Origin of the sequence: Halococcus salifodinae DSM 8989 (genome assembly GCF_000336935.1) — an archaeon.
Taxonomy (GTDB): domain Archaea; phylum Halobacteriota; class Halobacteria; order Halobacteriales; family Halococcaceae; genus Halococcus; species Halococcus salifodinae.
Genome location: NZ_AOME01000070.1, coordinates 140,620 through 158,238 on the forward strand (window position 1 = coordinate 140,620; position 17,619 = coordinate 158,238).

Here is a 17,619-nt window from a genome sequence, read left to right on the forward strand (position 1 = left end):
AATATATGCCAAACCCACATGATCGATTCGTATCGATATGCTGAAAACCCTTTTATAACATCGTCACAAATCAAACCACACGCAGTTCGACGAGGACAGATATGACAGGAACAGAACTCATCTGGCGGATCGCGGGCGGTTCCGGCGACGGGATCGACTCGACAAGCCAGAGTTTCACCAAGGCGCTGATGCGGGCCGGATTGCACGTCTTCACCCACCGACACTACCCCTCACGGATCCGGGGCGGCCACACCTACGTCGAGGTGCGCGCCGCCGAGCACGAAGTGAAGTCCCGCGGCGACGGCTACAACTTCCTACTGGCGCTCGGCGACAGCTTCGCGCGGAATCCCCAGGACGAGGCCTACTACGGCAACGAGGAAGCCAAGCCGCTGTCGGAGAACCTCGACGACCTCCGCGAGGGCGGCGTGATCGTCTACGACGAGGGCCTGCTCGACGAAAGCGAGATCGACGACTTCGATCAGCGCGTCGAGGACAACGACTGGCACGTCTATCCGATGGACCTCCGTGGGATCGCCCGCGAACACGGCCGCGAGATCATGCGCAACACCGCCGGCGTCGCGGTCACCGCGGCGCTGCTCGGGATGGAGACCGACCCGTTCGAGGAGCTCATGAGCGACAACATGGGCGGGGACATCCTCGAGGACAATCTCACCGTTCTCGAAGAGGCCTACCAGCAGACCGCGGAGTTGGAGCACACCCACGAGTTGGAAGCACCGACCGCCGAACCACACGACGACCAGCAGGTGCTGCTCAACGGCTCGAACGCGCTGGCGTACGGCGCGATCGACGAGGGGTGTCGGTTCATCGCGGGCTATCCGATGACTCCCTGGACCGACGTGTTCACCATCATGAGCCAGCATCTCCCCGAACTGGGGGGTATCTCCGAGCAGGTCGAAGACGAGATCGCCGCCGCCGCTCTCGCCATCGGTGCCTCCCACGCCGGCGCGAAAGCGATGTCGGGCTCGTCCGGTGGCGGGTTCGCGCTGATGAGCGAGCCGCTCGGCCTCGCAGAGATGACCGAGACGCCACTCGTTCTGGTCGAAGCGATGCGCGCGGGCCCCTCGACTGGGATGCCCACCAAACCCGAACAGGCCGATCTCGAACACGTCCTCTACACCAGTCAAGGGGATTCGAATCGCGTCGTCTTCGCGCCGGGCAACGTCGCGGAGTGTTACGACCAGGCTCGCGAAGCCTTCCGGGTCGCCTACGAGTACCAGATTCCCGCCGTGATCGTCATCGACCAGAAGCTCTCGGGCGAGATGACCAACGTGCCCGAATCGCACTTCGACCGCGAGCCCAACCCAGACCTGGGGAGCACACTGACCGAAGAGGAGATCGCGGAGGCTCCCCACCACGCCTCGGGGAAGTTCAACCGCTTCCAGCACGATCCCGAGAACGGTGTGAGCCCGCGGTCGATCCCCGGCCAGGAGGGCGGACGCTACCTCGCTTCGGGTAACGAACACACCCCGCAAGGGCACATCTCGGAGGATCCCGACAACCGCGTCGCTCAGACCGACCGTCGGCTCCGCAAGCTCGACGCCATCCGCGAGGATCTCGACAGTACCGATCTCGATCGCCAGACGGCGTACGGTCCGGACGACGCCGACTACGGCATCTTGGTCTGGGGGAGCCAACAGCCCACCGTCGAGGAGGCTGTCGACCGCCTCAACGACGACGGCCACTCGGTCAAAGCACTCGGCGTGAGCGACCTCATGCCGTATCCGAAACAGGACGTGACCGAATTCCTCGAATCGGTCGAGGAGTGTCTGGTGGTGGAGATGAACGCGAGCGCACAGTTCCGCGGGCTCACCCAGAAGGAACTCGGACGGTTCGGCGAGAAACTCACGAGCCTGCTGAAGTACAACGGGAACCCGTTCGAGCCGGGCGAGATCGTCGAGGGGTTCGACGTGCAGGTCAACGGCGGGAGCGAGCCACCAACCGCCCAGGTTCGACTCGAACCCGCGACAGGTGATTAATCCATGAGCAAGTCATTCAGCGCGATCGGCAGTGCGGCACAGGACGAGGAGATCGACCGCGAGGTGTTCACGCCGGGGATCGAACCCCAGGCGACGTGGTGTCCCGGCTGTGGCGACTTCGGCGTCCTCAAAGCCCTGAAGGGCGCGATGCCCGAAGTCGGCCGGACGCCCGACGAAACGCTGTTGGTGACGGGCATCGGCTGCTCCGGAAAGCTGTCGAGTTACTTCGAGTCCTACGGTGTGCACTCGATCCACGGCCGATCGTTGCCCGTCGCCCGGGCGGCGAAATTGGCGAACCCAGGTCTGGAGGTCATCGCAGCGGGTGGTGACGGCGATGGCTACGGCATCGGCGGGAACCACTTCATGCACACCGCCCGCGAGAACCACGACATGACCTACATCGTGTTCAACAACGAGATCTTCGGGTTGACGAAGGGGCAGACCTCGCCAACGAGTCCGAAGGGTCACAAATCGAAGACCCAGCCCCACGGCTCGGCCAAAGACCCGATCCGGCCGCTCTCGATGGCGCTGACGGCCGGGGCGTCCTACGTCGCGCGGACCGCTGCGGTGAATCCCCGGCAGGCGACCGAAATCCTGACGGAGGCGATCGAACACGACGGGTTCGCCCACATCGACTTCCTGACCCAGTGTCCGACCTGGAACAAGGACGCCAAACAGTACGTTCCCTACACCGACGTCCAGCAGTCCGACGAGTTCGACTTCGACGTCTCCGATCGGCGCGAGGCCGCCGAGATGATGCACGAGACAGAGGACAAACTCTACGAGGGCGAAGTTCTCACAGGGAGATTCTACGTCGACGAGGATCGCCGGTCATACGGCGAGGAAAAGCGCTCGACCGGCGAGATGCCCGAAGACCCCCTCGCCGAGCAGTACTTCGACGACGACTACGACTGGGAGCGCTCCTACGACCTCCTCGACGTCCACAAGTAAGCCCTCCCGGAGTTCTGCCGACTCGATCCCGAGTTTCGGGTTCGGAAGATATTTTTTCGCGCACGCCAACTATCATCCATGAGCGCGGACGCTACCGAGGACCGCATCCTCTCGGTCTTGGAGGAGGATGCCCAAGCCTCGTACGCCGAGATCGCCGAACGGGCCGGGGTTTCGAAACCCACGGTTCGAAAGTACATCGAGAAACTCGAAGGCGACGGCGTGATCGTCGGCTACTCCGCGGACATCGACCCCAAGAAGCTCTCGGGCCGGTCGATCGCGTTCGTCGGCATCGAGGTCGAGAGCGGACGCTACGTCGAGGCGACCCGCGAACTCAAAACCGTCGACGACATCGAGACGCTGTACAGTTCGAGCGGTGATCACACCCTGATGGCCGAAGTCCGTGCACCCGACGGCGATGCGGTCGGCGCGATCATCGCGGATGCCATCCTCCCGATCGACGGCGTTACCGCTGCGCATCCCTCTTTCCTTCAGGAACGGCTCAAGTGAGTCGCTGTCGGCTGCTGTGACGACCTGACTATCCCGAAGCGATCGCTGTCGAGACAGGAAAACACCGCAGAAACGGTGTTCGGTCTCGTTCGATCACGACGAGTGGTCGGCGTTCGAACGAACGGTCCGAGACGATCGGAGAGCAGTCAGTCGAGATTACGATTCGGCTTCGGGCGCGTCTTCGATCTTCATGCCGTCGAGCTTCTCCACGATCCCGTCGATCTTGCCGTCGAGATCCTCGACGAACTCGGCGGTGCGCTCGGTCGTGATCGCCCCCTGGCTCGATGGCTCGATGAGGGTTTCCTCTTCGAGCACGCGCAGCGAGTACCGCACCTTGTGGTGGGGGTAACCAGTCTCGTTCGACATCTTCACGATGCCGATCGGTTCGCTGTCGATCACGATACGCAGCACCTGGAGATGTCGCTCCAGCATATCGACTTCCTTTTCGAGTCGATCTATCATGGCACTTGTTAACTCGTGGAGAGACGGTTTAAAGGTTACTGCCGAGAGCGGACGCGATCGGTGGTGAGACCGGTGTTGTGACCACCGTCACGCACGACGACGATTCTCACGAGAGATACGGACGCATATCCGATATACTTTCCGGCCGACGGTAGCCAACGGCGAAGAATACCGAAAAATGGTGTTAATTGGGGAAGTGCTGGCCGGTTCCGGCCGAGCGACGACCGACGGGCACACCGTAATCGGTTTATCTCGAACGTCGGAACCCTCGGCCATGACCGTAACGATCGTCGGCGCGCAGCTCGGCGACGAGGGGAAGGGCGGGATGGTCGACCGCTGGAGCGAGCCGGCCGACGTGGTCTGTCGGTATCAGGGCGGCGACAACGCCGGCCACACCGTCGTGTACGACGACCCGACCGACGAGCGAACCGAATCGGACGACGAAAGTGCGGAGTACAAACTCTCACTCGTGCCGAGCGGCGCGATTCGGGGCAAAACCGGCGTGCTCGGCAACGGCTGTGTCGTCAACCCCGCGACGCTGTTCGAGGAGATCGAGGGACTCCGCGACCGTGGACTCGACCCGGACGTTCGAGTGGCCGAACGCGCCCACGTCATCTTCCCGTATCACCGCGCGCTCGACGGGATCGAAGAGGACGCGAAAGAGGATCACATCGGCACCACCGGCAACGGTATCGGGCCGGCCTACGAGGACAAGGCGGCGCGCCGTGGGATTCGGGTCGGCGACCTGCTCGATCCCGCAGTGCTCCGCGACCGCCTCGAATCACTCGTTCCACGAAAGCGCGCGCTGTGTGGGTCGGTGTACGACCGCGATCCGGACGCGTTCGACGGCGCGTTCGACGTCGACGAGCTGTTCGACGAGTACCGCGCGTACGGCGAACGACTCGTCGACAACGACATGCCGGTGAACTGTGGCGCGTACCTCGACGAGCGCGTCGAGCGCGGCGAACAGCTCCTCTTCGAGGGTGCGCAGGGCACGGCGATCGACATCGACCACGGCAACTACCCCTTCGTGACCTCCTCGAACCCGACGGCCGGCGGTGCGGCCACGGGGACGGGTCTCGGGCCGACCGTCGTCGGTAGTGGCGAAGTCATCGGCGTCGTCAAGGCGTACCTCTCACGGGTCGGGGCGGGCCCGCTCCCGACCGAAATGGGGTTCGTCGAGGGCCAGACGCCGGCCGAGGGCGGCGACCCCGACATGGCGGAGCTCGCCGATCACATCCGCGAGGCTGGCGGCGAGTACGGCACCGTCACCGGCCGGCCGCGCCGGATCGGCTGGCTCGACATGCCGATGCTGCGTCACGCGGCGCGCGCGAGCGGGTTCTCCGGGCTCGCGATCAACCACGTCGACACGCTCGCGGGAATCGAGGAGCTTCAGGTGGGCCACGCCTACGAACTCGATGGTGAGACAGTCGAGACGATGCCAGCAACCACCGAGCGCTGGAGCGAGTGCGAGCCCCAGTACAGATCGTTCGACGGCTGGTCCGAGGCCGACTGGGACGCTATCGCGGACGAGGGCTACGATGCACTGCCAGCGAACGCCCGGACCTACGTCGAGTACATCAGCGACGAACTCGATGTCCCGATTTCGGCGATCGGCGTCGGTCCCGACCGCGAACAGACGATCGTCCTCGACGATCCGTTCTAAGCCCCACTTTTTTACACGGGGTCCTCAGTCGCTCGCTCCTTCGAACCCACTTCAAAAACCTGTCTTGCTGAGCGAAGCAAGGCTCGTCTTCCGGTGGGTGAAAACTCCCGCTCGATCACTGCGTTCGCTCGCGGTACGATCGCTAGCCCTCTCCGCAACCGCACAGCACCGCCCGAGCCCTCGGACGCTCCCGCTGGTCGCGTCCTCGCCCTCGATCCACCAGGGCCGCGTCCGCCCCGCAACCACACCGCCACTGGCTGCGCGGCAGCGACGCCTCCTCCGCACCGCTCCGCTCGTCAAATATCCTCACAGTCCGTGTCGGCCAATCACCCCACCGGAAACGGAATACGCCCATGAGACCTCGATCCAGCATGGAGGTCTTCGTCTACGGAACGCTGACCGATTCCGACCGTGCGGCGGCGCTCCTCGATACGTTCGCGTACCACGGCGAGACCGTTCTCGATGGACTCCACCGGGTCAAGGGAGCCTACCCGACACTCGCGCCCGATGGCAGGACGCGAGGACGAATTCTCCGAACACCTGAAATCGACGTGCTCGACGAGTACGAAGGCGTCGAACGCGGGCTGTACGCCCGTGTTTCGGTACCATTCACCGACGCTGCGATCGATCACGACGACGCTGCTGCCCGGGGTGATACAGCAATCGACAGCAGGAAGCTCGCGGTGTACGTTGGCGACCCGGATGCACTCGACGTGGTGGGCGTTTCGTGGCCGGGTCCGGGTTCGTTCCGCGAGCGCGTCGAGCGGTACGTCCACGAAGAAGAGGTGTGCGTCCGTCGAGAGTGAACAGTTCGTGGCGGTATCCGGGTCGTCTTCACTTTCACTCTGCATGGCAGAGGTTCAAGACGAGTCGAGTTCGATCATCGGTGGGTCACACGCCTGGCGGTTCTCTCCACCGCCGTTTTCGACAACCGTTATACCGCGGAGCGACGCAAACGGGACATGATCGAACTCGCCGACGTGCTCGACGCCCGCGAGCGTGTCGAAAGCGTCGCCCGTCACACACCGCTCGAATACTCCCACTCGTTTTCGTCGATGACCGGTGCGGCGGTCCACCCCAAGCTCGAAGTGTTTCAACGTACTGGCTCGTTCAAGCTCCGGGGCGCGACCAACCGGATCGCCCTCCTCTCGGCCGACGAGCAGGCGGCGGGCGTCGTCACCGCGAGCGCGGGCAATCACGCTCAAGGTGTGGCGCTCGCGGCCACCCGTGCGGACGTCGACAGCGTCGTCGTGATGCCCGAGCACGCCCCGATCGCGAAGGTCAAAGCCACCCGAAGCTACGGGGCCGAGGTCGTCCTCCACGGTGAGGACTACGACGCAGCTCAAGCCCACGCCCACGAGATCGAGGCCGAGGACGACCGGACCTACGTCCACGCGTTCGACGATCCGGCAGTGATGGCTGGCCAGGGGACCATCGGTCTCGAGATCGTCGAGGACTGCCCCGAGGTCGACACCGTCGTGGTTCCGATCGGTGGCGGCGGACTCATTGCGGGGATCGCCACCGCAATCAAAGCGAGATCGCCCGACACGCGGGTGATCGGTGTCGAGGCCGAGGGCGCACCGAGTGCGAGTCGGTCACTCCAGCAGGGGAGCATTCAGGAACTCGACGGCGTCGACACCATCGCCGACGGGATCGCCACCCGCAAGATCGGCGATCGGACCTTCGAGGTGATCGAGGAGTGCGTCGACGAGGTGGTGACGGTCTCGGACCCCGAGATCGCGGTCGCGATCACGACGCTGCTCGAACGATCGAAAACGCTGGTGGAGGGCGCTGGTGCAGTCCCGATGGCCGCCGTTCTCTCGGAAGCGTTCGAGTACGCCGACGACGAGGTGATCGTGCCGGCACTCTGTGGCGGCAACATCGATCTCAACATGCTCCGGACGGTGGTGATGCGCGGTCTCGTCGAAACCGGACGCTACCTCCGGCTCCGGACCACGCTGGCCGACCAGCCCGGATCGCTCGAACAGCTCATCGGGATCATCTCCGCGGAGCGGGCGAACATCTACGCCATCCAGCACGACCGGACCTCGCGAGACACCGGAATGACCGCGACCGAAGTCGAGATCGACCTCGAAACCCGTGGGGAAGACCACGTCGCGGCCCTCCTCGACGAACTCGAATCCAGCGGTTACGATGTCGACGTGCTCGTGTGAGGTCGTTGAGGTGGTGATTCTGGTTCGATGCGGGGAGATTTAGGTCGTTCACGCCGGAGTTCGGGTATGGAACGGATCGCCCAGCGGGATCGAGTCTCGATGGTGGCTGTGAGGGCAGCGTAGTGCATCCACGAACCAAGACGAGCCTGCTGTGGGGCGTGATCGGCGCGCTCGTCTTTCTCGTGCTCGTTCAGGGCTACACGCTCCTCGTCGTGTCGGGGCCGGCGATCGGTATTCTCGCGAAGCTCGTGGTCGCCGTGGTCGTCGGCGTTTGTGGGGCCGCATCGAGCTACGCGCTGGAGGGATGGCTGGCGCGGAGCGAAAGGTCTTAACCGCAGACTCCGGTAGGATCATCCGAGCCGGGATGGCCGAGTGGTAAGGCGCACGCCTGGAAAGCGTGTTCCCTTTGGGATCCGGGGTTCAAATCCCCGTCCCGGCGTTCTCGTGAATAGCGCGGGACCGAAGGTCCCACGGACTATGCGAACGGTGGCTTCGCCACCGTGAGCAGACGAAGTGAACGAGAACTCGGAGCGGCGAAGCCGCTCCGGCGTTTTGCCGATCAAAGCGAGGCAAAGCAGGGAGCAGCTCCGCTGCGACCGTGTTTTTGCGACGAGCGGACGCGAGGAGCTAAATCGCCAACGCGGGGATTCGAGCAGGGAGTGGGACGTGAGCGAGCGTAGCGAGCGAACGGGAGCGATCGTGTTCAAATCCCCGTCCGGCATTTTCACCATTTCAGAACAGGGACATTACTGATCGGTTCACGATCGAGTGTCGAGAAAACCGACGTTAGAGCCGACCAGGATTACAATACACCGAGATACGCTGCCCCGAAGAACAGTCCAAAGACCACGACGAGCACCAGCAGCAGACCGATCATGTACTGATACATTCCATCGACCGATGTCGGCGACGGGAGATCCATGAGCGATTCGTACCAGCGGAGACGTTTAGCACTACCGTAATACTCGCACGACGGCGCTGGCTGCTGCAACGTAACCGATCGAGAGCTCAGAGGTGTGAGAGCACTCGATCGATGTCGTCGGTCGTGTTGAACGCGTGGACCGAGATCCGGATCGCGTCGGGCGACGGGAGCGATCGAACCCGGATGTCGTGATCCACAAGGCGCTCGACGGTGGTTTCGGGATCGTCGACATCGACGGTCACGAGGCCCGATTCGTATTCGCGCGGGCTCAGGAGAGTGTCGCTATCGAGACCGTCCTTGAGCCGATCGGTGAGTCGCTCGATCCGGCCCTCGATGGTGTCGAACCCGATCGAATCGAGACACTCGATAGCCGTCGCGAGGCCAGCATGCGGGGCGGGCGAGGCGGTGCCGACTTCGAGCCGACGTGCGCCAGCGGCAAAGCCAGCAGCTGGATCGTTCGGATCCGCGACGCTCCGGTAGCCGACGCGCTGTGGTTCGAGCGCCGCGGTGGCGTCGTCGGCGACGTACAGAAAGCCCGCACCCCACGGTCCGAGCAGCCACTTGTGGCCGGCTCCGACGACGAAGTCAGCCCCCCACTCGTCGACGTCGACTGCGACCTGGCCGGGCGACTGGACCGCGTCGACCAGGACGCGCGCCCCCGTATCGTGGGCCATCGCGACCGCCTCCGTGATCGGGAGTCGCGTGCCGTAGTTCCACGTGATCGAGCTGAGACAGAGTAGATCCGCGCCATCGAGCGCGGTCGCGAGGTCGTCGCGGTCGAGACGGCCACGAGTGGTTTCGACGACTCGGGTCTCGACGCCGTGATGGTCGGCGAGGCGTTCCCACGGCAGGATACCGGCGGGATGCTCGCAGTCGGTCCGAACCACCACGTCGCCCTCTTGCCACGGCAGCGCGGTTGCGATCCGGTTGATCCCGTCGGCAGTGCTCTGGGTCAGCGCGATCTCGTCCGGGTCGGCACCCAGGAAGTCGGCGACCGTTCCCCGCGCATCGTCGAGCGCCGCGAAGAGCGCGGGGTACATTCCCTCAGCGGCGGGCGCGACGTACTGCTGGTGTTCGACGCAGTCGATGACGGCTTCGATGACGGGGCGCGGGGCGGGGCTCGCGGCACCGGTGTTGAGATACGTGATCTCGTCGAGCGCCGGGATCGCCGCGCGGAGATCGAGCGGGTCCATAGCCGAAGTACGGCTCACGGGGATTGAAACGTTCTCATCCGGAACGCGGCCACGAGAGCCGAAGTGGACACCGTTATGCGGGGTCCGCTCGACACGCCGGTATGTATCTCGCGGATCGGACGTGGCCGGAACTCGGCGAGTACGTCGCGAGCGAGTCGCTCGCGGTCGTCCCACTTGGTTCGACCGAACAGCACGGTCCGCATCTCCCGCTCGCCACCGATCACCTGATCGCCGAGCATCTCGCTCGCGAGGCGACCGATCGGGCTGACGTGCTCTGTACCCCGACCGTGAACATCGGCGTGAGTCCCCACCATCGGCAGTTCCACGGCACGATGTGGGTCGACGCACCGGCCTTCCGGGACTACGTCGAGAGTCTCGCGCGCAACCTCTCGTATCACGGCGTCGACCGCATCGTGTTCGTCAACGCTCACGGCGGCAACACCGTCCACCTCCGCGAGGTCGGCCGGCGGCTCCGCGACGACGGCACCGCCTACGCGATCGAGTGGATGTGGAACGACTCGATCCCCGAACTCGTCGACGACCTCTTCGAGACGAACGGACCTCATGGCGGGCCGAAGGAGACCGCGATGATCCAGCATATCGCTCCTGACCTCGTTCAGGACGGAAAGCTCGACGACGCCCGGGACGGCGGGATCGCCGATCTCGACGAGGCCGACGTGATCATCAATGGCGCGCGGACGTTCTACGACTCGATCGACAACACCGAGAACGGCGTGCTGGGCGATCAGACCGACGCGACGGCGGAGAAAGGCGAGCGGTTGTTCGAGGCCGCGGCCGACCAGCTCGTTCAGCTGCTCGACTGGCTCGACGAGCAGCCGTGCGACGCGCTCATGGCGAAACCCCACGTCGACCCGCAGCCGGGTAGCAGGCAGTAGCCACGCAGCGGGGAGTTCAGTGACAAGCAGGAGGTCGAAGACCGCAGATCACGGTACAAATGAGAGACCATTGGCCACGCCCTCCCCAGCCGATTCCCTCGTCTCGTTCGTGTCAATCACCCGACTCAGTCATCCCTCGCACGACTCGCGCGTCAGAGACGCGCTCCCGCGCGCCGACCGCTTTAGAAATCAGGACGCACGCGCTCGCGACGTGACCGCAATCCCGACGAGCACGACCGCACCGCCGACGACGGTGATCGTGGTCGGGACCTCACCAAGGAGAACAAGTGCGAGCAGCGCGCTCCCGATGGGTTCGCCGAGCAGCGAGACGCTGACGACGCTGGATTCGACGTGGGCAAGTGCCCAGTTTAATACTGTGTGGCCGAACAGTCCGGGGCCGACCGCCATTCCGAGAAAGAGCAGCCACTCGCGGGCCGGATAGTCGACCAGGGCTGCGCCGTCGGCGACGGTGAGCCCGAGTAGCACGACCGCACAGACCGAGTAGACCACGATGACGTACGGGACCAGCGGGATGCGCTGGCGGAGCGAGCGCCCGGTGAGCACGTAGCCGGCCGAACAGACCGCGCCGACGAGTGCGAGGGCGTTGCCGTACAGCGGGGCCGCACCCGCGACGTTCGCCCCGGTGAGAGCGTCACCAACCGACATCACCGCGATGCCACAGAGTGCGACGACCATCCCCGCGAGGGTGCGGCGGGTGACGTGTTCGGCGAGCAGGAGTGCTGCGCCGGCAGCGACAAAGAGGACCTGAGACTGGACGATCGTGACCGAGGCGGCGACGCTCGTATATTCGAGACTCTCGAACCACGACGCGAAGTGGATCGCGAGTGCGACCCCGCCCGCGATTGCAACGAACCAATCCCGGACAGAGAGCCGGCCAAACGCGTCGCGGTGGCGAACGAGGGCGAATGGGACGAGGAGCAGTGTGGTGAAGAGAACGCGGTAGAACGCTTTCACGAGGCTCGGGGCCGAACTGTAGCGGACTAAGATCGCGCTGGTACTGACCGCGACGACCGCCACCGCGAGCGCCGCAAGGGGTGGCGTCGCGCGCTCCACACGTCGAAAAACACCGGTGCTCACGCCCGGTTCGACGGCGGCCGATCGCTTACGGGTTCTGGATCGTCGCGACGGTCGTCGCTCACTCGGCGTCGGCAGGCGTGTCGAAGTCGTGGAAGTGTTCGCCTTTCTCTTTGGTGAGGACGTTCAGGGCTGCGGCCGCGCCGTCGCCCGCCGAGATGACCGCCTGCCACTCCTCGGCGCGGACCATCGCGCCGGTGGCGTAGGCGTCCTCTACTGTGGTTTCCATCGTCACGTCCACGTCGATCACGTCCTCGTCGGTGAACTCACAGCCGAGGTTCTCCGCGAGATCGCGCTTCGCGCCCGTCGCGAGGACGACGTAGCTCGCCTCGTGATCGCCATCGTCGGTCGAGACGGTGAAGCCGTCGCCGTTCTCGGTGACACCGGTGACCTGCGTTCCCTGCCGGCGGTCGACGCCGAACTCCTCGACCTGTTCGCGGGCGTCGTCCATGAACGCCGAGCCGTCCTCGCTCTCGATTCCGAGGTAGTTGAACAGGTGCGCTTTGTGCATCCAGGTTTCGTCGGTATCGAAGGTGATCGTGTCGAGACCGTTCTTCGCGGCGAACAGCGCCGCGCTGAGCCCTGCCGGTCCGCCGCCGACGACCGCGACATCTGTCTCTGACATACGTCGATACGTACCACGCCGAACGGGATAAATCGTGGTGGCGGGAGCAGCGGTGAGGTTGCGGAGCGGTGTGGCTGCGGGAGCGGTCGCAGGGCGGTGTAGCTGCGGGAGCGGTCGCAGGGCGGTGTAGCTGCGGGAGCGGTCGCGGGAGCGATGCGGTCCTGGCGTCTGCGGTCGCTCCGCAACCGCAGGCTCAGGGGAGCGTGCTCTCCTGGTGGATGAAGGGCGAGGGCGTGAACGAAGTGAGCGCCTGAGGGCTTCGGCGGTGCTGTGCTGTCTGCGATGCAGTCGCGGAGAGTGCGAGTAGTTGTACCGCGAGCAACCGCAGGGAGCGAGCGGGTGTTTTAGTCCACCGGAAGACGCTTCGCGTCTTCCGAGCTCTGTCTCGTGGTTCGAGAGGGTGGAGCTCTCTCGTCATCACGAAACGGCGGAGCCGTTTCGAACGACTCCGCTCGACAGAAACAGGTTTTTACGAGTAGAGAGGTTCCGAAGGAACCTCTTACAGCCGGCGCTACGCGCCGCGATTCGAGGCGGCTCCGCCGCCTCGTGCGCCCGTGGGCAGAGAGTGGTGCCCCAGCGCGCCGGAAGTGCGCGAGGACACCCGACGTGGTTCGAAAGACGCCGGAGGCGTCTTTCGTCACTGAGCGGGAACGAAGTTCCCGCGAGATCGTCGGGCGTCGAAGCCGCCCGACTGCAAGCGATTCCGAAGGAATCGCACTGTGTAAAAGAGCCGTCGGCTCTTTTGACGATGCCGAGACGGCTTCTTCGTGCGGCTCCACCGCGCGAACGGCCCGAGGTGCGTAGCGCCTCGCCGTCGTCGTCTCGTGGCAACGTAAAAAAAGTCGGGCGTCACCGTTAACCACCTGGGGGCGAAACGAACCACCATGAGCACGGGCGCGACCACCGACGGGGAAGCTACTCCCGAGATCGAGGTCTCGGAGTCGGCTGCCGATCAGGCGCTCGATCTCTTGGGTAGTGAAGGGATGGACACCGACATCGCCGGCCTCCGACTGTTCGTCCAGCAGGGCGGCTGTGCGGGCCTTTCCTACGGAATGCGCTTCGATACCGAACCCGAAGGCGACGATCAGATCTACGAACACCACGGCCTCCGGGTGTTCGTCGATCCCGCGAGCATGAACTACGTCGGCGGCAGCGTCGTCGACTTCGAGGGCGGACTCCAAGGCGCTGGCTTCCACGTCGAGAATCCCAATGTCGTCAGCGAGTGTGGCTGCGGCGAATCCTTCCGCACTTGAAAGCGAAAGCCCTCAGAACTGCGCGGGCAAGCCCGCGCATCCGGCCTCGTGGTTCGAAAATCGCCGGAGGCGATTTTCGTCATCACGAAAGAGCGCGGAGCGCTCTTTCGAACGACTGCGCTCGGCCGGACGCCTGGCGTCGACTCCTCGCCCTTTTCATGTCCACTGGAAGAGCAGAGCTCTTCCAAGCCCTGACTCGCTCCGCTCGTCAGGACACCAGGACCGCATTGCGCGNCCCGCGCTGTCGCGTCTGCTCACGGGCGCTTCGTGCCCGTTCGCACGGGCCGAGGCGCTACGCGCCTCGTGGCGGCACGCGCTGAAGCCCCGTCCCTCCCCGTGCGGCCGCGATAAACGCGGCCGCGGGCTTCCTTCCGCACCGCCACCACACAGCTTCTGCACCGCTCCGCACAGCACCGCCGAAGCCCTTGACTGCTCGCTTCGCTCGCAGTCTCGCCCTTCATCCACCAGGGCCGCTGCCACACCGCCTCCGCACCCCCACCGCCACCCACGCGAGCGTCGAACCCTCTTTGTGGCCCCCGTTCGTAGGTGACCCATGCACTGGAAACTCTTCGCGACGCTCGCCGAGATCGCCGGCGAACGCGAGGTCGATGTCGAGGTCGAACCGGATGCGAACCTCGACGACGCGCTCGCGGCGCTGTTCGATCGGTATCCCTCCCTCGAAGATGAGATCACCGAGGACGGCGAGATCCGCGACCACATCCGGCTGCTCAGAAACGGCGAGGACCCCTTCGTCGCTGGCGACGGCCTCGATACCGACCTCGATACAGACGACGAACTCGCTGCGTTCCCGCCGGTCAGTGGTGGCTGATCGGCCTCACCTCAGAGATCGGTAGCCGCGTCGAGTGCGATCGCGATCGCGCGCTCGACGTTGTCCTTCGCCTTCTCGGGCAGCTCCTCGCCCTCGGTCTCGCCCTTCTGGGTGCCCGCGACGAGGTTGCCGTCGACGGTACAGAGCGCGCCCGCCCGCAGTCCCTTCCGGCGCGCGAGCGTGAAGATCGCCGCGGCCTCCATCTCGACGGAGAGCACGCCCGCGCGCTCCCACGCCTCGATGTACTCGTCGGTCTCGGCGTAGAACGCGTCGTCGGAGGCGATCGGCCCGACGTGGACGGGTTCGGAACGCGTTTCGGCCGCTTCGACCAGCCCCGAGAGCACGTCGTAATCCGGGACCGCCGGCACGGTGTCGCGCTCGTAGCGCTCGGTCGTCCCTTCGTCCTTCGCCGCGCCCGTCGCGACCACCACGTCGCCGACCTCGATGTCGGCCTGGAGCGCGCCCGTGGTTCCAACCCGAATGAGACTCTCGACGCCGACGTTCGCGAGCTCCTCGACCGCGATCGCGGCCGACGGACAGCCGATCCCCGTCGAACAGATCGTGACCGGCGATCCCTCATAGGTGGCGTTCACGATCTTGTACTCGCGGTTCTCGGCGACGACCTCGCTCTCCTCGCAATGGCCGGCGATCCGATCGACTCGACCCGGATCACCAGGCAGGAGCGCAACGTCGTGAAGCTCGTCCGACTCGACCAGCAGGTGTGGCTGTTTTGCCATACCGCAGCCTCGTCGCCGGGGGAGAAAAAACGGTCTATCCGGGTGGACGGAGCGAGTGCCGGCCACTTTTTCACCCGGCGCGTCGAACCGCGGGCATGGCGCTCGAAATCACTCGGATCGAGACCATGGAGTTCGCCTACCCGCTCGAAGACGTCGGCTCGGACGAGGGGTTCAACCTCGCCTACGAGCCAGGCACGACGACCGAGCGGCGGCTGTTCGCGATCGAGGTCCACACCGACGGCGACGTGACGGGGCGGTTCGTCGGCGGCAACTCGCCCGCGTTCGCCCAGATCCACGAGGTCGCCGACTACCTCATTGGGAAGGACCCGCTCCGCCGCGAACGCCACTGGAGCGAGATGAAACGCGCGCTCCGAAAGTACGACCGGATGGGGATTGGACCTGTGGACATCGCGCTCTGGGACCTCGCGGGCAAACACTACGACGCGTCGATCAGTGAACTCCTCGGGCGCTACCGCGATCGTCTTCCTACGTATGCCTCGACATACCACGCCGACGACAACGGCGGGCTCGATTCGCCCGAGGCGTACGCGGAGTTCGCCATCGAGTGCGCCGAGATGGGGTATGGAGGATTCAAGATCCACGGCTGGGGCGGCAGTGACGCGGCTCGGGACATCGACCGCGAGGTCGCCACCGTCCGCGCGGTCGGCGAGGGCGCACCCGACGAGATGGATCTGATGATCGATCCCGCCTGCGAGTACGAAACCTTTGCCGACGCGCTGGAGGTCGGCCGCGCGTGCGACGAACAGGACTTCTTCTGGTACGAGGACCCGTTCCGCGATGGCGGCATCTCCCAGCAGGCCCACAAACGCCTCCGCCAGCGGATCGACACGCCCCTTCTCCAGACCGAGCACGTCCGTGGGCTCGAACCCCACGTCGATTTCATCGCGAGCGAGGCGACCGATTCGCTCCGAGCCGATCCGGAGTACGACGGGGGGATCACGGGCGCGATGAAGCTCGCCCACGCCGCCGAGGGGTTCGGGGCCGACGTCGAGATCCACTCGCCGGGTCCGGCCCAGCGCCACTGCATGGCCGCGATCCGCAACTCGAACTACTACGAGATGGCGCTGGTCCACCCCGACTGCGACAACACCGCGCCGCCGATCTACGAAGAGGGATACGACGACCAGCTCGACACCATCGACAGCGATGGGACCGTTCCCGTCCCCGATGGACCCGGACTGGGTGTCGACTACGACTGGTCATACATCATGGATCAGAAGAAGGGCGGCCGAACCTACGAGTAACGCGGCGTCGGTGGTCGGCGATCTGTAGTCACGGTGCGGTCCGACGCCTCACTTCGAATCGGAGTCGAGTGCGGTCGCCGGGCGGGAGTCACGCCGGCGAGCGACGAGTGCGGCGACACCGAACACGATGACCAGCAGGAGTCCGAAGACGAACGCCAGCGTGCTCAGGCTCAGGTTCGACAGGATCCCACCACTCTCACCCGAGGCTCCGGTCGTGTTCGTCTCGTTTGCCGTGGTGCCGGGTGTCGTCGTCACACCGGTCGTGATCGTTTGCGGCGGCTCGGTCGTCGATTCCGTTGTCGTCGGCGTTTGAGTCGCCGTCGAAGTGGCTGTCGCGGTCGGTGTGGCCGTCTGCGTTGCTGTTGGCGTCGGTGTCGGCGTCGCGGTCGGTGTCGGTGTCGGCGTTGGCGTCGGTGTATCTGTTGGCGTCGGGGTTGGTGTAGGGGTCTGGGTCGTTGTCGGCGTCGGGGTTGGCGTAGGCGTTTCCGTCGTTGTAGTGGTCGTCGTTGTTGTGGTCGTGGTCGTCGGTGGTGTTTCCGAGAACGAGTCCAGATCGCGCTCCTCGCCGTTGACGAGAACGGTTACCGGGCCACCAGTGACGCTGAACGACGTAACCTCTCCAGCGAACCGGAAGCTGTCCTCGCCGCCCTCAGCGGTTGAGCCGGTGGCTGTGTTGCCGGAGGCCGTGTCGGGAATCTCCGCGTCTTCGGTGTCCGCTCCGCTGCCTGGCTCGATCCGATCGCTCACCGTGATGGTGTAGTTCGCCCGTTCGTCGCTGGTGCTTTGAACGGTGATCGTGTTCGACGGTTCGGACGACTGTGCGTAGCCCGATCCGAGCCGGACGGCGGTCGCCCCGGAACTGCTCGACTCGATCGGCGTGCTTGCATCCACCGAGGGCTGAACTCCACCGTAGTCGGCGGTCGGGGCCGCGACGGCCGGCATCGTCGTTACTGTGAGGACGCAGACTGCAACCAGGATCACCGACGAAACGGACGAAGACATCGTCTGCTTCGCAGTAGCGACGAACGGGTAAATAACCCTGCGGTC

Annotated in this window: 17 protein-coding genes and 1 tRNA gene; 12 read left to right on the forward strand and 6 right to left on the reverse strand. The window is 65.0% G+C overall.

Annotated elements, in window-relative coordinates:
- Positions 1-101: 101 nt before the first annotated feature.
- The 3 genes from C450_RS13320 (at position 102) to lrpA1 (ending at position 3,455) form a co-directional block, all read left to right on the forward strand.
- A complete protein-coding gene (locus C450_RS13320; protein ID WP_005044282.1) occupies positions 102-1,997 on the forward strand; it encodes a 2-oxoacid:acceptor oxidoreductase subunit alpha in 1,896 nt (631 codons plus the stop codon).
- A 3-nt stretch (positions 1,998-2,000) separates the two neighbouring features.
- Positions 2,001-2,948 carry a thiamine pyrophosphate-dependent enzyme gene (locus C450_RS13325; protein ID WP_005044285.1) on the forward strand — a complete coding sequence of 316 codons (948 nt, stop codon included), beginning with the start codon at positions 2,001-2,003 and terminating at the stop codon, positions 2,946-2,948.
- A gap of 78 nt (positions 2,949-3,026) precedes the next feature.
- Positions 3,027-3,455 carry an HTH-type transcriptional regulator LrpA1 gene (gene lrpA1 / locus C450_RS13330; RefSeq protein WP_005044287.1) on the forward strand — a complete coding sequence of 143 codons (429 nt, stop codon included), beginning with the start codon at positions 3,027-3,029 and terminating at the stop codon, positions 3,453-3,455.
- A gap of 156 nt (positions 3,456-3,611) precedes the next feature.
- On the opposite strand, the gene C450_RS13335 is transcribed toward lrpA1, so the two are convergent.
- Positions 3,612-3,917 (reverse strand): hypothetical protein, encoded by a 306-nt coding sequence (locus C450_RS13335; RefSeq protein WP_005044288.1) that lies wholly within the window; start codon positions 3,915-3,917, stop codon positions 3,612-3,614.
- 274 nt (positions 3,918-4,191) lie between these two features.
- Here C450_RS13335 and C450_RS13340 point away from each other — a divergent pair, with 274 nt between their 5' ends.
- The 5 genes from C450_RS13340 (at position 4,192) to C450_RS13360 (ending at position 8,196) form a co-directional block, all read left to right on the forward strand.
- Positions 4,192-5,583, forward strand: a complete 1,392-nt coding sequence (locus C450_RS13340; RefSeq protein WP_005044289.1) for an adenylosuccinate synthase — start codon at positions 4,192-4,194, stop codon at positions 5,581-5,583.
- Between the two features lie 371 nt (positions 5,584-5,954).
- Entirely contained in the window at positions 5,955-6,389 is a 435-nt protein-coding gene (locus tag C450_RS13345; protein WP_005044292.1) for a gamma-glutamylcyclotransferase family protein, read from the forward strand.
- Between the two features lie 156 nt (positions 6,390-6,545).
- On the forward strand, positions 6,546-7,757 hold the full coding sequence (gene ilvA / locus C450_RS13350; protein WP_005044294.1) for a threonine ammonia-lyase: 1,212 nt from the start codon (positions 6,546-6,548) through the stop codon (positions 7,755-7,757).
- 122 nt (positions 7,758-7,879) lie between these two features.
- A complete protein-coding gene (locus C450_RS13355; protein WP_005044296.1) occupies positions 7,880-8,089 on the forward strand; it encodes a hypothetical protein in 210 nt (69 codons plus the stop codon).
- Positions 8,090-8,115: 26 nt separating this feature from the next.
- Positions 8,116-8,196: transfer RNA gene (locus C450_RS13360), tRNA-Ser, on the forward strand.
- A gap of 569 nt (positions 8,197-8,765) precedes the next feature.
- On the opposite strand, the gene C450_RS13365 is transcribed toward C450_RS13360, so the two are convergent.
- Positions 8,766-9,872 (reverse strand): aminotransferase class V-fold PLP-dependent enzyme, encoded by a 1,107-nt coding sequence (locus C450_RS13365; protein WP_005044300.1) that lies wholly within the window; start codon positions 9,870-9,872, stop codon positions 8,766-8,768.
- 101 nt (positions 9,873-9,973) lie between these two features.
- Here C450_RS13365 and C450_RS13370 point away from each other — a divergent pair, with 101 nt between their 5' ends.
- Complete coding sequence (locus C450_RS13370) at positions 9,974-10,768, forward strand: creatininase family protein (RefSeq protein WP_005044302.1); 795 nt, start codon at positions 9,974-9,976, stop codon at positions 10,766-10,768.
- A gap of 189 nt (positions 10,769-10,957) precedes the next feature.
- Here the strand turns inward: C450_RS13370 and C450_RS13375 are convergent, their stop codons facing one another.
- Positions 10,958-11,866 (reverse strand): DMT family transporter, encoded by a 909-nt coding sequence (locus C450_RS13375; protein ID WP_049910217.1) that lies wholly within the window; start codon positions 11,864-11,866, stop codon positions 10,958-10,960.
- Positions 11,867-11,924: 58 nt separating this feature from the next.
- On the reverse strand, positions 11,925-12,488 hold the full coding sequence (locus C450_RS13380) for an NAD(P)/FAD-dependent oxidoreductase (RefSeq protein WP_005044305.1): 564 nt from the start codon (positions 12,486-12,488) through the stop codon (positions 11,925-11,927).
- An 884-nt stretch (positions 12,489-13,372) separates the two neighbouring features.
- Between C450_RS13380 and C450_RS13385 the strand changes: the two genes are divergently transcribed.
- A complete protein-coding gene (locus C450_RS13385; protein ID WP_005044308.1) occupies positions 13,373-13,741 on the forward strand; it encodes a HesB/IscA family protein in 369 nt (122 codons plus the stop codon).
- A gap of 553 nt (positions 13,742-14,294) precedes the next feature.
- Positions 14,295-14,570: a ubiquitin-like small modifier protein 1 gene (locus C450_RS13390; RefSeq protein WP_005044310.1), complete on the forward strand. Its 276-nt coding sequence runs from the start codon at positions 14,295-14,297 to the stop codon at positions 14,568-14,570.
- Positions 14,571-14,581: 11 nt separating this feature from the next.
- Here the strand turns inward: C450_RS13390 and C450_RS13395 are convergent, their stop codons facing one another.
- Entirely contained in the window at positions 14,582-15,307 is a 726-nt protein-coding gene (locus C450_RS13395) for a nucleoside phosphorylase (RefSeq protein WP_005044312.1), read from the reverse strand.
- A gap of 95 nt (positions 15,308-15,402) precedes the next feature.
- Here C450_RS13395 and C450_RS13400 point away from each other — a divergent pair, with 95 nt between their 5' ends.
- Complete coding sequence (locus C450_RS13400; RefSeq protein WP_005044314.1) at positions 15,403-16,572, forward strand: enolase C-terminal domain-like protein; 1,170 nt, start codon at positions 15,403-15,405, stop codon at positions 16,570-16,572.
- Positions 16,573-16,620: 48 nt separating this feature from the next.
- Here C450_RS13400 and C450_RS22145 read toward each other — a convergent pair whose 3' ends face one another.
- Positions 16,621-17,574, reverse strand: a complete 954-nt coding sequence (locus tag C450_RS22145; RefSeq protein WP_161606969.1) for a laminin G — start codon at positions 17,572-17,574, stop codon at positions 16,621-16,623.
- Positions 17,575-17,619 lie beyond the last annotated feature (45 nt).

Excerpts from the sequence above, each read along its gene's own strand:
- C450_RS13320 (WP_005044282.1), top strand. The coding sequence starts at position 102 with ATGACAGGAACAGAACTCATCTGGCGGATCGCGGGCGGTTCCGGCGAC.
- C450_RS13325 (WP_005044285.1), top strand. The coding sequence starts at position 2,001 with ATGAGCAAGTCATTCAGCGCGATCGGCAGTGCGGCACAGGACGAGGAG.
- lrpA1 (WP_005044287.1), top strand. The coding sequence starts at position 3,027 with ATGAGCGCGGACGCTACCGAGGACCGCATCCTCTCGGTCTTGGAGGAG.
- C450_RS13335 (WP_005044288.1), bottom strand. The coding sequence starts at position 3,917 with ATGATAGATCGACTCGAAAAGGAAGTCGATATGCTGGAGCGACATCTC.
- C450_RS13340 (WP_005044289.1), top strand. The coding sequence starts at position 4,192 with ATGACCGTAACGATCGTCGGCGCGCAGCTCGGCGACGAGGGGAAGGGC.
- C450_RS13345 (WP_005044292.1), top strand. The coding sequence starts at position 5,955 with ATGGAGGTCTTCGTCTACGGAACGCTGACCGATTCCGACCGTGCGGCG.
- ilvA (WP_005044294.1), top strand. The coding sequence starts at position 6,546 with ATGATCGAACTCGCCGACGTGCTCGACGCCCGCGAGCGTGTCGAAAGC.
- C450_RS13365 (WP_005044300.1), bottom strand. The coding sequence starts at position 9,872 with ATGGACCCGCTCGATCTCCGCGCGGCGATCCCGGCGCTCGACGAGATC.
- C450_RS13370 (WP_005044302.1), top strand. The coding sequence starts at position 9,974 with ATGTATCTCGCGGATCGGACGTGGCCGGAACTCGGCGAGTACGTCGCG.
- C450_RS13380 (WP_005044305.1), bottom strand. The coding sequence starts at position 12,488 with ATGTCAGAGACAGATGTCGCGGTCGTCGGCGGCGGACCGGCAGGGCTC.
- C450_RS13385 (WP_005044308.1), top strand. The coding sequence starts at position 13,373 with ATGAGCACGGGCGCGACCACCGACGGGGAAGCTACTCCCGAGATCGAG.
- C450_RS13390 (WP_005044310.1), top strand. The coding sequence starts at position 14,295 with ATGCACTGGAAACTCTTCGCGACGCTCGCCGAGATCGCCGGCGAACGC.
- C450_RS13395 (WP_005044312.1), bottom strand. The coding sequence starts at position 15,307 with ATGGCAAAACAGCCACACCTGCTGGTCGAGTCGGACGAGCTTCACGAC.
- C450_RS13400 (WP_005044314.1), top strand. The coding sequence starts at position 15,403 with ATGGCGCTCGAAATCACTCGGATCGAGACCATGGAGTTCGCCTACCCG.
- C450_RS22145 (WP_161606969.1), bottom strand. The coding sequence starts at position 17,574 with ATGTCTTCGTCCGTTTCGTCGGTGATCCTGGTTGCAGTCTGCGTCCTC.